Source organism: Klebsiella sp. w6, from assembly GCF_033100215.1.
Lineage (GTDB): Bacteria > Pseudomonadota > Gammaproteobacteria > Enterobacterales > Enterobacteriaceae > Klebsiella > Klebsiella variicola.
In genome coordinates this window covers 5,385,437-5,398,059 of sequence record NZ_CP136907.1, presented here as the reverse complement: position 1 = coordinate 5,398,059, position 12,623 = coordinate 5,385,437, and the positions used below count along the sequence as shown (strand labels likewise).

General features: G+C 55.1%; 12 protein-coding genes. 5 read left to right on the top strand and 7 right to left on the bottom strand.

Annotation, left to right across the window (positions count from 1 at the left end; translation table 11 throughout):
- Positions 1–1,476 (top strand): ketol-acid reductoisomerase, encoded by a 1,476-nt coding sequence (gene ilvC / locus R0140_RS26240; protein WP_008807976.1) that lies wholly within the window; start codon positions 1–3, stop codon positions 1,474–1,476.
- Positions 1,477–1,679: 203 nt separating this feature from the next.
- Here the strand turns inward: ilvC and ppiC (R0140_RS26235) are convergent, their stop codons facing one another.
- Both ppiC (R0140_RS26235) and ppiC (R0140_RS26230) read right to left on the bottom strand, forming a co-directional pair.
- Positions 1,680–1,961 (bottom strand): peptidylprolyl isomerase PpiC, encoded by a 282-nt coding sequence (ppiC, locus tag R0140_RS26235; RefSeq protein WP_002883180.1) that lies wholly within the window; start codon positions 1,959–1,961, stop codon positions 1,680–1,682.
- A gap of 51 nt (positions 1,962–2,012) precedes the next feature.
- Positions 2,013–2,294, bottom strand: coding sequence for a peptidylprolyl isomerase PpiC (ppiC, locus tag R0140_RS26230; protein WP_008807974.1), 282 nt, complete (start codon positions 2,292–2,294; stop codon positions 2,013–2,015).
- Between the two features lie 112 nt (positions 2,295–2,406).
- On the opposite strand from ppiC (R0140_RS26230), the gene rep reads away from it, so the two are divergent.
- Complete coding sequence (gene rep / locus R0140_RS26225; RefSeq protein WP_012543251.1) at positions 2,407–4,428, top strand: DNA helicase Rep; 2,022 nt, start codon at positions 2,407–2,409, stop codon at positions 4,426–4,428.
- 4 nt (positions 4,429–4,432) lie between these two features.
- Here the strand turns inward: rep and R0140_RS26220 are convergent, their stop codons facing one another.
- The 5 genes from R0140_RS26220 to rhlB form a co-directional block, all read right to left on the bottom strand.
- Positions 4,433–5,155, bottom strand: coding sequence for a DUF554 domain-containing protein (locus tag R0140_RS26220; protein ID WP_012969205.1), 723 nt, complete (start codon positions 5,153–5,155; stop codon positions 4,433–4,435).
- A gap of 62 nt (positions 5,156–5,217) precedes the next feature.
- Positions 5,218–6,216, bottom strand: coding sequence for an amidohydrolase family protein (locus R0140_RS26215; RefSeq protein WP_032741589.1), 999 nt, complete (start codon positions 6,214–6,216; stop codon positions 5,218–5,220).
- A 130-nt stretch (positions 6,217–6,346) separates the two neighbouring features.
- Positions 6,347–7,273, bottom strand: a complete 927-nt coding sequence (locus R0140_RS26210; RefSeq protein ID WP_032736939.1) for a LysR family transcriptional regulator — start codon at positions 7,271–7,273, stop codon at positions 6,347–6,349.
- 19 nt (positions 7,274–7,292) lie between these two features.
- Positions 7,293–8,801, bottom strand: a complete 1,509-nt coding sequence (gene gppA / locus R0140_RS26205) for a guanosine-5'-triphosphate,3'-diphosphate diphosphatase (protein WP_012969202.1) — start codon at positions 8,799–8,801, stop codon at positions 7,293–7,295.
- A gap of 118 nt (positions 8,802–8,919) precedes the next feature.
- Positions 8,920–10,185, bottom strand: coding sequence for an ATP-dependent RNA helicase RhlB (rhlB, locus tag R0140_RS26200; protein ID WP_008807968.1), 1,266 nt, complete (start codon positions 10,183–10,185; stop codon positions 8,920–8,922).
- A 341-nt stretch (positions 10,186–10,526) separates the two neighbouring features.
- Here rhlB and trxA point away from each other — a divergent pair, with 341 nt between their 5' ends.
- The 3 genes from trxA to rho all read left to right on the top strand — a co-directional run bounded on the left by trxA (position 10,527) and on the right by rho (position 12,448).
- Positions 10,527–10,856, top strand: coding sequence for a thioredoxin TrxA (gene trxA / locus R0140_RS26195; RefSeq protein WP_002883224.1), 330 nt, complete (start codon positions 10,527–10,529; stop codon positions 10,854–10,856).
- Positions 10,857–11,000: 144 nt separating this feature from the next.
- Positions 11,001–11,102 (top strand): rho operon leader peptide, encoded by a 102-nt coding sequence (locus R0140_RS27865; RefSeq protein ID WP_049245627.1) that lies wholly within the window; start codon positions 11,001–11,003, stop codon positions 11,100–11,102.
- A gap of 86 nt (positions 11,103–11,188) precedes the next feature.
- Positions 11,189–12,448 carry a transcription termination factor Rho gene (gene rho, locus R0140_RS26190; protein WP_002883293.1) on the top strand — a complete coding sequence of 420 codons (1,260 nt, stop codon included), beginning with the start codon at positions 11,189–11,191 and terminating at the stop codon, positions 12,446–12,448.
- Positions 12,449–12,623: the final 175 nt, after the last annotated feature.

Sequence of the window (12,623 nt, the reverse complement as noted above, 5' to 3'; positions counted from 1 at the left end):
ATGGCTAACTACTTCAACACACTGAATCTGCGCCAGCAGCTGGCACAGCTGGGCAAATGCCGCTTTATGGGGCGCGATGAATTTGCCGATGGCGCAAGCTATCTTCAGGGTAAAAAAGTAGTCATCGTCGGCTGTGGCGCGCAGGGCCTGAACCAGGGTCTGAACATGCGTGATTCCGGCCTGGATATCTCCTATGCGTTGCGTAAAGAAGCGATTGCCGAGAAGCGCGCTTCCTGGCGTAAAGCGACCGAAAACGGCTTCAAAGTCGGTACCTATGAAGAGCTGATCCCGCAGGCCGACCTGGTGGTTAACCTGACGCCGGACAAACAGCACTCTGACGTTGTGCGTTCCGTACAGCCGCTGATGAAAGACGGCGCGGCGCTGGGTTACTCCCACGGCTTCAACATCGTTGAAGTGGGCGAGCAGATCCGCAAAGACATCACCGTGGTGATGGTGGCGCCGAAGTGCCCGGGTACCGAAGTTCGTGAAGAGTACAAACGCGGTTTCGGCGTGCCGACGCTTATCGCCGTCCACCCGGAAAACGATCCGAAAGGCGAAGGCATGGCCATTGCCAAAGCCTGGGCAGCGGCGACCGGCGGCCATCGTGCGGGCGTTCTGGAATCCTCCTTCGTGGCGGAAGTGAAATCTGACCTGATGGGCGAGCAGACCATCCTCTGCGGCATGCTGCAGGCGGGTTCTCTGCTGTGCTTCGACAAGCTGGTGGCGGAAGGTACCGATCCGGCGTATGCGGAAAAACTGATTCAGTTCGGCTGGGAAACCATCACCGAAGCGCTGAAGCAGGGCGGTATTACCCTGATGATGGATCGCCTCTCTAACCCGGCGAAACTGCGCGCTTATGCGCTGTCCGAACAGCTGAAAGAGATCATGGCGCCGCTGTTCCAGAAACACATGGACGACATCATCTCCGGCGAATTCTCCTCCGGTATGATGGCAGACTGGGCGAACGATGATAAGAAACTGCTGACCTGGCGTGAAGAGACCGGCAAAACCGCGTTCGAAACCGCCCCGCAGTATGAAGGCAAAATCGGCGAGCAGGAGTACTTCGATAAAGGCGTGCTGATGATCGCGATGGTGAAAGCGGGCGTTGAGCTGGCGTTCGAAACCATGGTTGATTCCGGCATCATCGAAGAGTCCGCTTACTATGAATCACTGCACGAGCTGCCGCTGATCGCGAACACTATCGCCCGTAAGCGTCTGTATGAAATGAACGTGGTTATCTCTGATACTGCAGAGTACGGTAACTACCTGTTCTCTTACGCTTGCGTACCGCTGCTGAAAGAGTTTATGACTACCCTGCAGACCGGCGACCTGGGCAAAGCGATTGCTGAAGGCGCGGTAGATAACGCTCAGCTGCGCGATGTGAACGAAGCAATTCGCAGCCACGCTATCGAGCAGGTAGGTAAGAAACTGCGCGGTTATATGACTGATATGAAACGTATCGCGGTAGCCGGCTAATTCCTCGTCGTCTTTCGACTTGCCGATGCGTTGGCTACGGTACGTACACCCCAGTCACATAGTAATCTATGTTCCTGGGGATGTACTTCCTTGCCGCCTTCCGGCAAGCCGAAACCCATAGAGGAATGGATTTGTTTAGTCGGCCTGATAAGCGAAGCGCCATCAGGCAAAAACCCGGAGATTAAGATCCCCGGGTTTTTTTATTATTTCCGGTACAGCACTTTGATGATGTGGTAGCCGAACTGGGTATGCAGCGGGCCGGTCGGCTCCAGTTCCGGGCAGGAGAAGACCACTTTATCGAAGGCCGGTACCATCTGGCCCTGGCGGAACTCACCCAGATCGCCGCCGCGTTTGCCTGACGGACAAATGGAGTGTTTCTTTGCCAGCTTGCCGAAATCGGCGCCGTTTTTGAGCTGCTCGAGCAGATCGAGCGCCAGTTTCTCTTCTTTTACCAGGATGTGCAGTGCTGCCGCGGTTTTAGCCATGATTGCGCCTTGATTGAGTTGGGATAAATCAGGGCGCCATAGTAGCACGCGTTACCGGCGATACAGCACCTTGATGATATGGTAGCCAAATTTGGTTTTCACCGGGCCATAGGGTTTGAGCAGCGGACAGCTGAAGACAGCTTGATCAAACGGGCCGACCATCGTCCCCTGCGGGAATTCGCCTAAATCACCGCCATGACGTCCGGACGGACACTTTGAGTAACGCTTCGCCAGATGATCGAAGCTGATGCCCCGTTCCAGTTTGGCGAGGATCTCGTGCGCCAGTTTCTCTTCTTTAACCAGAATATGCAGGGCCGCTGCGCTTTTTGCCATTACCAGATCCTCAGGATGAATTGCGTGGCTGACACTTTACCATCAGCCGGTAAATCTCGGCCTCGCTTTCTGCTACAATCCACACCCCGTTCGAAGATTGAGCAATATTCCCATGCGTTTAAACCCTGGCCAACAACAAGCCGTCGAATTCGTTACCGGACCGTGCCTGGTGCTGGCGGGCGCCGGTTCCGGTAAGACCCGCGTTATTACGAATAAAATCGCCCACCTGATCCGCGGCTGCGGCTATCAGGCGCGCCATATCGCGGCCGTCACCTTCACCAACAAGGCCGCGCGCGAAATGAAAGAGCGCGTCGGGCAAACGCTGGGGCGCAAAGAGGCGCGCGGGCTGATGATCTCCACCTTCCACACCCTGGGCCTGGATATCATCAAACGTGAATACGCCGCGCTGGGAATGAAGTCTAACTTTTCCTTGTTCGATGATACTGACCAGGTCGCGCTGCTGAAAGAGCTCACCGAAGGGTTGATCGAAGATGACAAAGTGGTGTTGCAGCAGCTGATCTCGACGATCTCCAACTGGAAAAACGATCTGAAAACCCCGGCGCAGGCGGCGGCTGGCGCGAAAGGCGAACGGGACCGCATTTTCGCCCACTGCTATGGGCTGTACGATGCGCACATGAAGGCCTGCAACGTCCTCGATTTTGACGATCTGATCCTGTTGCCGACGCTGCTGCTGCAGCGTAATGAAGAGGTGCGCGAACGCTGGCAGAACAAAATCCGTTACCTGCTGGTGGATGAGTATCAGGATACCAACACCAGCCAGTATGAACTGGTGAAATTACTGGTGGGGCAGCGCGCGCGTTTTACCGTGGTGGGGGACGATGACCAGTCGATCTACTCGTGGCGCGGCGCGCGGCCGCAGAACCTGGTGCTGCTCAGCCAGGACTTCCCGGCGCTGCAGGTGATCAAGCTTGAACAGAACTACCGCTCCTCCGGGCGTATTCTGAAAGCCGCTAACATTTTGATCGCTAATAACCCGCACGTCTTTGAAAAGCGGCTGTTCTCAGAACTTGGCTACGGTACCGAGCTGAAAGTACTCTCCGCCAACAATGAAGATCATGAAGCGGAGCGCGTGGCCGGGGAACTGATCGCCCACCACTTTATTAATAAAACCAACTACAAAGACTACGCGATCCTTTACCGCGGCAACCACCAGTCGCGGGTCTTTGAAAAGATGCTGATGCAGAACCGCATCCCGTACAAAATCTCCGGCGGCACGTCGTTCTTCTCGCGTCCGGAAATTAAAGACCTGCTGGCCTATCTGCGCGTGCTGACCAACCCGGATGACGATAGCGCCTTCCTGCGCATCGTCAATACGCCGAAGCGAGAGATTGGCCCGGCGACCTTGCAAAAGCTGGGCGAATGGGCGATGAGCCGCAATAAAGGCTTATTCACCGCCAGCTTTGACATGGGGTTAAGCCAGACGCTGACCGGGCGCGGCTACGAATCCCTCACGCGCTTTACCCACTGGCTGCGGGAAATTCAGCAGCTGACCGAACGCGAGCCCGTTGCCGCCGTGCGCGATTTGATTCGCGGGATCGACTACGAATCCTGGCTGTATGAAACCTCGCCCAGCCCGAAAGCCGCGGAAATGCGGATGAAAAACGTCAACCAGCTGTTTACCTGGATGACCGAGATGCTGGAAGGCAGCGAAATCGATGAGCCGATGACCCTAACGCAGGTGGTCACCCGCTTTACCCTGCGGGACATGATGGAGCGCGGCGAATCGGATGAAGAGCTCGATCAGGTGCAGCTTATGACCCTCCATGCCTCAAAAGGGCTGGAGTTCCCGTATGTTTACCTGGTGGGAATGGAAGAGGGATTGCTGCCGCACCAGAGCAGCATCGATGAAGATAACGTCGATGAAGAGCGCCGGTTAGCCTACGTCGGCATCACCCGTGCGCAAAAAGAGCTGACCTTTACGTTGTGCAAGGAACGCCGACAGTATGGTGAGCTGGTGCGCCCGGAGCCAAGCCGTTTCCTGCTCGAGCTCCCACAGGACGATCTGATATGGGAGCAGGAGCGAAAAGTCATCTCTGCGGAAGAACGTATGCATAAAGGCCAGGCCAACGTCGCGAATATTAAAGCGATGCTGGCGAAGGCGAAAAAAGGCTAACGCCTCAGGCGACAAACTGCTGCCAGGCGGCGGAGAAGGGCATTACCAGCAGCAGTGAGGGCAGCATATTGGCGGTGGGGAAGGCGCGGATCCCGCACAGACGAAAACCAGTCGCCAGCATAATGATGCCGCCACAGGCGGTGAAGTCGGCGATCATCGCCGGATTGATCAGCGCCATGATAAAGGTTGCCGCGAAAAACAGGATAATGAAGACAATCAGCTGGGGAATAAAGATCACGGTGATGATATACCCCAGCGTAGAGGCGAAAATCGCGGCGGTGAAAAAGTCGAGTATCGACTTGGTCAGCAGAATGGTTGGGTCGCCGGTCATCCCTTCGGTTAAAGCACCGAAGATGCCGGTGCCGCTGGCGCAGAAGAGGATCAGCACGGCGATAAACTGATTCATAAAATCTTCCGCACTCACGCTGGCGCTGGCCTGCGCCGGGAAAATGCGCTCAATGGGCGTGCGTAGCGTTGTCCCGGCCCGCTCAATCCATTTTTCAATATTCAGCAGACCGCCGATAATCGTGCCGACAATAATGGCCAGGGCAATGGGTGGCAGATTATGCAATTTATTGACAAAGTGGATGCCCATGCTGATGGAGATCAGACCGGCAATCAGCGGCAAGGTTTTCTTGAAGTGTTCCGGAATAAAGCGATTCAGCGAGGCGCCGGCCAGCGCACCGACGAGAAGCGAGCCGCTACAGACAAATATACCTATTGCCATCATTTATTCTCCCTAATAAAAACAGGGCCTGAATATTCAGGCCCTGAAGTCTGTCTTTAATATTATTGAATGTTAAAGACGCGGCTGGCATTGCCCCAGGCAATTTTATCTTTCAGGCCCGCTTCAAGTTCTAACGGATCAAACCAGTCACAAGCCTGATGAATATCTTCATACGGATAATCGACAGAGAACATCACACGATCGGCGCCCATGACTTCAATGGCATTATTCAGCGAATGGGTATTAAAATGGCCGCTGGTGGTAACAATGAAGTTATTCTGCAGGTAGTGCATTAACGGTTTTTCCGCTTTACCCAGACCGCAGCCGAAACGCTGACGATAGAGGCGGTGCTGAGTACGCGGCAGCATATGAACCAGCCCTTCGCCGAGGTGACCCAGTACCAGATTGAGGTTAGGATAACGATCGAACAAACCACTCATCATCAGACGGATAGCATGCACTGCCGTTTCCTGCGCAAAGCCCCACGCGGAGCCGATAAGGCTTTCGTAACCGGTGTAGATGCCGCGCGCAGGCCCTTCCAGCGGTTCGCGAGGATGCAGGTACACCGGTACGTTCAGCTCGTTGACCTTATCCCAGAAAACCAGCATCGATTCGTCATCAAGATACAGGCCATGCTCGCTATCTTTAACGTTGGTATAGCCGTTGATCAGCGCGCCTTTCATGCCTAGTTTCTTCACGGCGCGCTCCAGCTCTTCCGCCGCGGCTTCCGGGTTTTGCAAGGCCAGGGTGGCGAAAGCGCTAAATTTATCCGGATTTGGCTTCACATAATTCTCGACGATAAAATCGTTAGTATCACGAGCAAAAGAGACCGCTTTGGCTTTATCTAAAATAGATTGCGCGCCAGGTGAAGTTAGAGAAAGAATGACGTGGTCAATATGACGCTGCGCCATTTCTTCCAGCTGAATACTGCGATCCAGCAGGCGACGTTCAACGTCTTTCATATATTCTTTACCGTTACGGCCGGCTTCACCGGTTGAATCCCACAGACGGTTATTGTCAGGAGTGGAGACGTGTTCTTCTAAAGCGATTTTTCCGCGCATAATATATTCCTTGCGATATTTGTCAGTATGGCTCGATGCAATGAGAATAAAAGCTTTCTCGTATTGCCAGCAATAAACCAAACGTAATAGGGATTATCAGTAAAACTAATACAGCGGTATATTTCGCGGTTTAGATCGTAATAGATCCGCTCTGCTGAGCGGGATCGGCAAGTGCGGCGATCAGCGAACGTAGCCAGATATGCCCGGGATCGCGGTGCAGCCGCTGATGCCAGACCTGACGGATGGCGATCCTGGCGAGAGGAAAAGGTAGCGGCCAGCTGCGGCAGGGATAGCGGCGGGTGATATGCCGCGCCACCTGTTCCGGGACGACGGCAATCATATCGCTTTCGGCCACCAGCTCGCCGGTACCTAAAAAGCTCGGTAATGTCAGCGCGATCCGCCGGGGCATACTGTGCTCATCAAGCCGCTTATCCATATCGCCGTGGGCAGTCCCCTCCACGCGGATCGCCAGATGCTTTTCCTGCCGCCAGTCTTCGGCACGAAGCTGGGTTCGAATACGTGGATGATTTTCCGCCGCCAGGCAGACATACGATTGATCGAAGAGATGCTGCTGGTAGACGCTATCCGGAAGCTGCGTCAGGTAGCCGATCGCGAGATCACACTTCCCGGATTCGAGGGCGTTGAGGGTCTGCTCATCCAGATTCTGTACCGTAAAGGTGATCCCGTCCGCCGCCTGCTGCTGGAGCGCAATTTGCAGCAAAGGCAACAGCGTCATTTGACTGATATCGGTCATTCCAATCGTGAAGTTACGCTGGCTCTGCTGGGGAAGAAATTCAGGTTTGACGGCTAAATCGTTATCGGCAAGCTGGAGAAGGGTAAATACAGTCGGGGCGATCGCGTCCGCTCGCGGCGTCGGCATCATCCGCTGTCCCACCCGGACAAACAACGGGTCAGCAAAATGATCCCGTAGTTTTTTCAGCAAAAGGCTGCCGGTGGGTTGGCTGATATTCAGCGCGTCAGCCGCCGGGGAAACATTGCCTAGCCGGTAGAGCGCGGAGAAAAAGCGTAGCGATTTGAAATCCAGTTCTTCCCGCATCCGCCCTCCTGGCTGGATATTATCTTGGCGTATCGCCGCTGGTGACCCGTAGCGTCCAGTGGACGTAGCTTTGCCATTGACACTCCTGATCGACCATTTCCCGGCCAAGCGGATGTTCAGCCAGCCAGTTCTCCGGCAGCGTCAGCGTTAACTGGTCGTCGTGAGCGGCCAACTGAATCGCCGGCAACAAATCGTCGCGCCGCCGGCTGGCAAACAGGATCGCCAGTCGCAGCAGGCGACACAGATGTTCGGCCACTCGCGGCGGGACCGCATTCTGCTGATGAAGCGAAGACAGGTCGATGGCGTTGGTCTGATTCAGGAGCAGCGTGGCAATCAACTTCTTCTGCGCCGGGGTAAAGCCGGGCAGGTCGAGGTTATTGACCAGATAAGCCGCGTGCTGCGGCGCGCGCTTGAAATCCACACTCAGCCCAATTTCATGCAGCGAGCAGGCGCTGAGGAGTAAATCGCGGCTCAGCGGGTCCAGCTCCCAGCTGCCGTCCAGCTGACTGAGCAGATGGCTGGCCAGACTGGCGACGCGTTGGGCCTGCTCGGTGTCGATCATAAAACGGCGCTGAATATTGCGCAGGGTGCGGCTGCGGATGTCCTGTTCGACAGAGAGATGCAGCATGCCGTACACCAGACCTTCGCGTAACGCGCCGCCTGCCAGGGTCATACACTGAATATTCAGTTCGCTGAAGATAGCGATCAGGATCGCCAGCCCGCTCGGGAACACCAGCGCCCGCTCAAGGGTTAAGCCTTCGATCTCCAGCTCTTCCAGACGTCCGCACTGGATGGCGCGCTGTTTAAGCTGCTGGAGTTTGGCGAGGGTGATGCGTTCATCCATCCCCTGCGCCATCATAATTTCCTGCAGCGCCTGAACGGTGCCGGAAGCGCCGACGCACACTTTCCATCCGTGATAGCGCAGCACATCGGCGATGGGTAATAACACCTCGCGCGCGGCCGCTTCGGCGAGATCGAAATTCTCTTTCGTCAGGCTACGGTCGGCAAAATAGCGTTCAAGCCAGGTCACACAGCCCATCGACAGACTGAACAGCGAGGTCGTTTGCGCGCCGGTGCCGGTCACCAGTTCGGTGCTGGCGCCGCCGATATCGACCACCAGACGCTGATCGGCGCCGCCGGTGGTGTGGGCGACACCCTGGTAAATCAGGCGCGCTTCTTCTTCGCCGCTGATCACCTGCACTGGCGTGCCGAGGATCTCTTGCGCTTTCGCCAGAAACTCCTCTGCATTGACGGCAAGACGTAGCGTGGCGGTGGCCACGACGCGGATTTGCGTCGGCGGAATATCCTGCAGGCGTTCGGCAAACAGGCGTAAGCACTGCCAGCCGCGCTCCATCGCTTCCGCGGAGAGCGTGTTGTCGCTATTCAGACCGGCGGCCAGACGAACCTTACGCTTAATACGGCTCAGCGTCTGGATGCTGCCCGCCACCTCGCGCACCACCAACATATGGAAACTATTGGAACCCAAATCAATGGCGGCATACAGCGAGGTGGAGCTCATACTCTTCATCGTTCAGAAGGCTCCCTGGTTGGCGGAGCGCTTAAGCCCGGTCCACATCACTGAGCGGGTTGCCAGAGGAAGGTCGCCCTGGCTGATTCTGAATGATTGAGCGTATGGCATAGATTTCTTAACCTGAACGACGACGATTGCGCGGTGGACCGTTGCGGCGCGGGCCGTTGCCTGGGCGCGCACGGGTCAGACGCAGCGGCTTAGGCAGGTCGGTCATCAGCGCGTCCGGGTTGTACTTACTGACCGGGATCGAGTGACCAATATAGGTTTCGATTGCCGGCAGGTTCAGCGCGTACTCTTCGCAGGCGAGGCTGATAGAGTTGCCGCTGGCGCCAGCGCGGCCGGTGCGGCCGATGCGGTGAACGTAATCTTCGCAGTCGTCCGGCAGATCGTAGTTAAAGACGTGGGTCACGGCCGGAATATGTAAGCCGCGCGCAGCAACGTCAGTTGCGACCAGAATATCGAGATCGCCACGAGTAAATTCGTCGAGAATACGCAGACGCTTTTTCTGCGCCACGTCGCCGGTCAGCAGACCTACACGATGGCCGTCAGCGGCGAGATGACCCCAGATATCTTCACAACGGTGCTTGGTGTTGGCGAAGATGATGGCGCGATCGGGCCACTCTTCTTCCAGCAGCGTCTGCAGCAGGCGCATTTTTTCTTCGTTGGAAGGGTAGAACAGCTCTTCTTTAATACGGTGGCCCGTTTTCTGTTCCGGTTCCACTTCGACATATTCGGCGTTGTTCATCTGCTCGAACGCTAGTTCGCGAACGCGATAAGAAAGAGTCGCGGAGAACAGCATGTTCAGGCGCTGCGTCGCCGGCGGCATGCGGCGGAACAGCCAGCGGATATCTTTAATAAAGCCGAGATCGTACATGCGATCGGCTTCGTCCAGTACGACGACCTGAATGGCGCCGAGGTTAATGTGGTTCTGTTTCGCGTAATCGATCAGACGACCAGTGGTACCGATCAGAATATCGACACCGCTTTCCAGCACTTTCAGCTGCTTGTCGTAGCCGTCGCCGCCGTAAGCCAGACCCAGCTTCAGACCGGTGGCCTGCGCCAGCGGTTCAGCATCCGCGTGGATCTGTACCGCCAGTTCACGCGTTGGTGCCATAATTAGCGCGCGCGGTTGGTTAACCTGGCGATCGGCGATAGCCGGGTGAGAGAGAAGATAATGAAACGTTGACGTCAGGAACGCCATCGTTTTACCGGTACCGGTTTGCGCCTGCCCGGCGACATCGCGGCCTTCCAGCGTCAGCGGAAGGGCGAGGGCCTGAATGGGTGTGCAATTATGAAACCCTTTCTTTTCAAGGGCTTCAATGACTGCCGGGTGCAGGGCGAAGTCGGAAAACTTCTGTTCTGTTAAATGTGTTTTGCTCATAGTGTGGTAGAATATCAGCTAACTATTGCATTAAGAAAGCGTATCCGGTGAAATAACGTCAACCTTTCGTTGGCGGTGTACGAAATTATTCAAGGTACGTCTACGGTAACTGAACGAATCCAGGATAGCTTAGACTACTAAGCGAGTCGGGAGCGATAAATCTGCAGCATGCAGTTCGCGTTCGGGCACCCTGGCGTCAACAGGCGAGTCCATGATGGATTGCGCCAGTTGGCAGCCCAGAGAATTGAGGTATCCTGAAGAATAGCGTGCATAACGTAGCCGCAGCACGTCGTTGATGGCTACGACACCAACACACCAGGCTTATTCCTGTGGAGTTAAATATGAGCGATAAAATTATTCACCTGACTGACGACAGTTTTGACACGGACGTACTCAAGGCTGACGGGCTGACCCTCGTCGATTTCTGGGCAGAGTGGTGTGGTCCGTGCAAAATGATCGCCCCGATTCTGGATGAGATCGCTGAAGAGTATCAGGGCAAACTGACCGTAGCTAAGCTGAACATCGACCAGAACCCGGGCACCGCGCCGAAATACGGCATTCGCGGTATCCCAACCCTGCTGCTGTTCAAAAACGGCGAAGTGGCGGCCACTAAAGTTGGCGCACTGTCCAAGGGTCAGCTGAAAGAGTTCCTCGACGCCAACCTGGCGTAAGCGAATTGCTGGTCCGGCGTCCAGATTCCTATTTTTTGCGGAACTCTGGACGCCCGGCAGGAGTCGTGCTAAGTTAATCCACAGACTTCGTTTTAAACATACCTATTGTTTGAATCTTGTTTTACCCAAAGCGTCCCGCAGACGATGCGCGTGAGGCTAATAATTCCGGGCTTATCACTCATTCCGTCTTGTCGTTTCAGTTCTGCGTTCTTTCCTGTGACCAGGCAACGTACAGACACGAGATGAAGCCGCTAACAGGCATGGATGTTCCTGCCATACCATTCACAACATTAAGTTCGAGATTTACCCCGAGTTTAAGAACCCACACCACTATGAATCTTACCGAATTAAAGAATACGCCGGTTTCTGAGCTGATTACTCTCGGCGAAAATATGGGGCTGGAAAACCTGGCTCGTATGCGTAAGCAGGATATTATTTTTGCCATCCTCAAGCAGCATTCGAAGAGTGGCGAAGATATCTTTGGCGACGGCGTACTGGAGATACTGCAGGATGGATTTGGATTCCTCCGCTCCGCAGACAGCTCCTACCTCGCCGGCCCTGACGACATCTACGTATCCCCCAGCCAAATCCGCCGTTTCAACCTTCGCACTGGTGACACCATTTCCGGTAAGATTCGTCCTCCGAAAGAGGGTGAGCGTTACTTTGCACTGTTGAAAGTTAACGAAGTTAACTACGACAAGCCGGAAAACGCGCGTAACAAGATCCTGTTCGAGAACTTAACGCCGCTGCACGCGAATTCTCGCCTGCGTATGGAACGTGGTAACGGTTCTACCGAAGACTTAACCGCTCGCGTACTGGATCTGGCCTCCCCGATTGGCCGCGGCCAGCGTGGTCTGATTGTCGCGCCGCCGAAAGCCGGTAAAACGATGCTGCTGCAGAACATCGCGCAGAGCATCGCTTACAACCACCCGGACTGCGTGCTGATGGTGCTGCTGATCGACGAACGTCCGGAAGAGGTGACCGAGATGCAGCGTCTGGTGAAAGGTGAAGTGGTTGCTTCCACCTTTGACGAGCCGGCATCCCGCCACGTGCAGGTTGCCGAGATGGTTATCGAGAAAGCAAAACGTCTGGTTGAACACAAGAAAGACGTTATCATCCTGCTCGACTCCATTACTCGTCTGGCGCGAGCCTACAACACCGTGGTACCGGCTTCTGGTAAAGTCCTGACCGGTGGTGTGGACGCCAACGCCCTGCACCGTCCGAAGCGTTTCTTCGGTGCGGCACGTAACGTCGAAGAGGGCGGCAGCCTGACCATCATCGCCACGGCGCTGATTGACACCGGCTCCAAAATGGACGAAGTGATCTACGAAGAGTTTAAAGGCACCGGTAACATGGAGCTGCACCTCTCTCGTAAGATTGCCGAAAAACGCGTCTTCCCGGCTATCGATTACAACCGTTCCGGTACCCGTAAAGAAGAACTGCTCACCACTCAGGAAGAGCTGCAGAAAATGTGGATCCTGCGCAAAATTATTCATCCGATGGGTGAGATCGATGCAATGGAATTCCTCATTAACAAGCTGGCGATGACCAAGACGAATGATGACTTCTTCGATATGATGAAGCGCTCGTAAGGTAAAAAAAAGCCAAAAACGCCACGCCTTTGCGTGGCGTTTTCATTTTTGGGTTTGTATGATCCAGAGACAGAGAAAGCGGGACGAAAGTTGTCGTATAATGGCGCCGGATAGCAGGCGGAGACAGCTTTAACAGACTAAAATCTATACAATAAATTTGTAATGTTCTGCTTTT

Bases quoted from the DNA above. Each gene is read 5' to 3' on its own strand.
- trxA (WP_002883224.1), top strand. From the start codon at position 10,527: ATGAGCGATAAAATTATTCACCTGACTGACGACAGTTTTGACACGGAC.
- R0140_RS27865 (WP_049245627.1), top strand. From the start codon at position 11,001: ATGCGCGTGAGGCTAATAATTCCGGGCTTATCACTCATTCCGTCTTGT.
- rhlB (WP_008807968.1), bottom strand. From the start codon at position 10,185: ATGAGCAAAACACATTTAACAGAACAGAAGTTTTCCGACTTCGCCCTG.
- rho (WP_002883293.1), top strand. From the start codon at position 11,189: ATGAATCTTACCGAATTAAAGAATACGCCGGTTTCTGAGCTGATTACT.
- ilvC (WP_008807976.1), top strand. From the start codon at position 1: ATGGCTAACTACTTCAACACACTGAATCTGCGCCAGCAGCTGGCACAG.
- R0140_RS26215 (WP_032741589.1), bottom strand. From the start codon at position 6,216: ATGCGCGGAAAAATCGCTTTAGAAGAACACGTCTCCACTCCTGACAAT.
- ppiC (WP_008807974.1), bottom strand. From the start codon at position 2,294: ATGGCAAAAAGCGCAGCGGCCCTGCATATTCTGGTTAAAGAAGAGAAA.
- gppA (WP_012969202.1), bottom strand. From the start codon at position 8,801: ATGAAGAGTATGAGCTCCACCTCGCTGTATGCCGCCATTGATTTGGGT.
- rep (WP_012543251.1), top strand. From the start codon at position 2,407: ATGCGTTTAAACCCTGGCCAACAACAAGCCGTCGAATTCGTTACCGGA.
- R0140_RS26210 (WP_032736939.1), bottom strand. From the start codon at position 7,273: ATGCGGGAAGAACTGGATTTCAAATCGCTACGCTTTTTCTCCGCGCTC.
- ppiC (WP_002883180.1), bottom strand. From the start codon at position 1,961: ATGGCTAAAACCGCGGCAGCACTGCACATCCTGGTAAAAGAAGAGAAA.
- R0140_RS26220 (WP_012969205.1), bottom strand. From the start codon at position 5,155: ATGGCAATAGGTATATTTGTCTGTAGCGGCTCGCTTCTCGTCGGTGCG.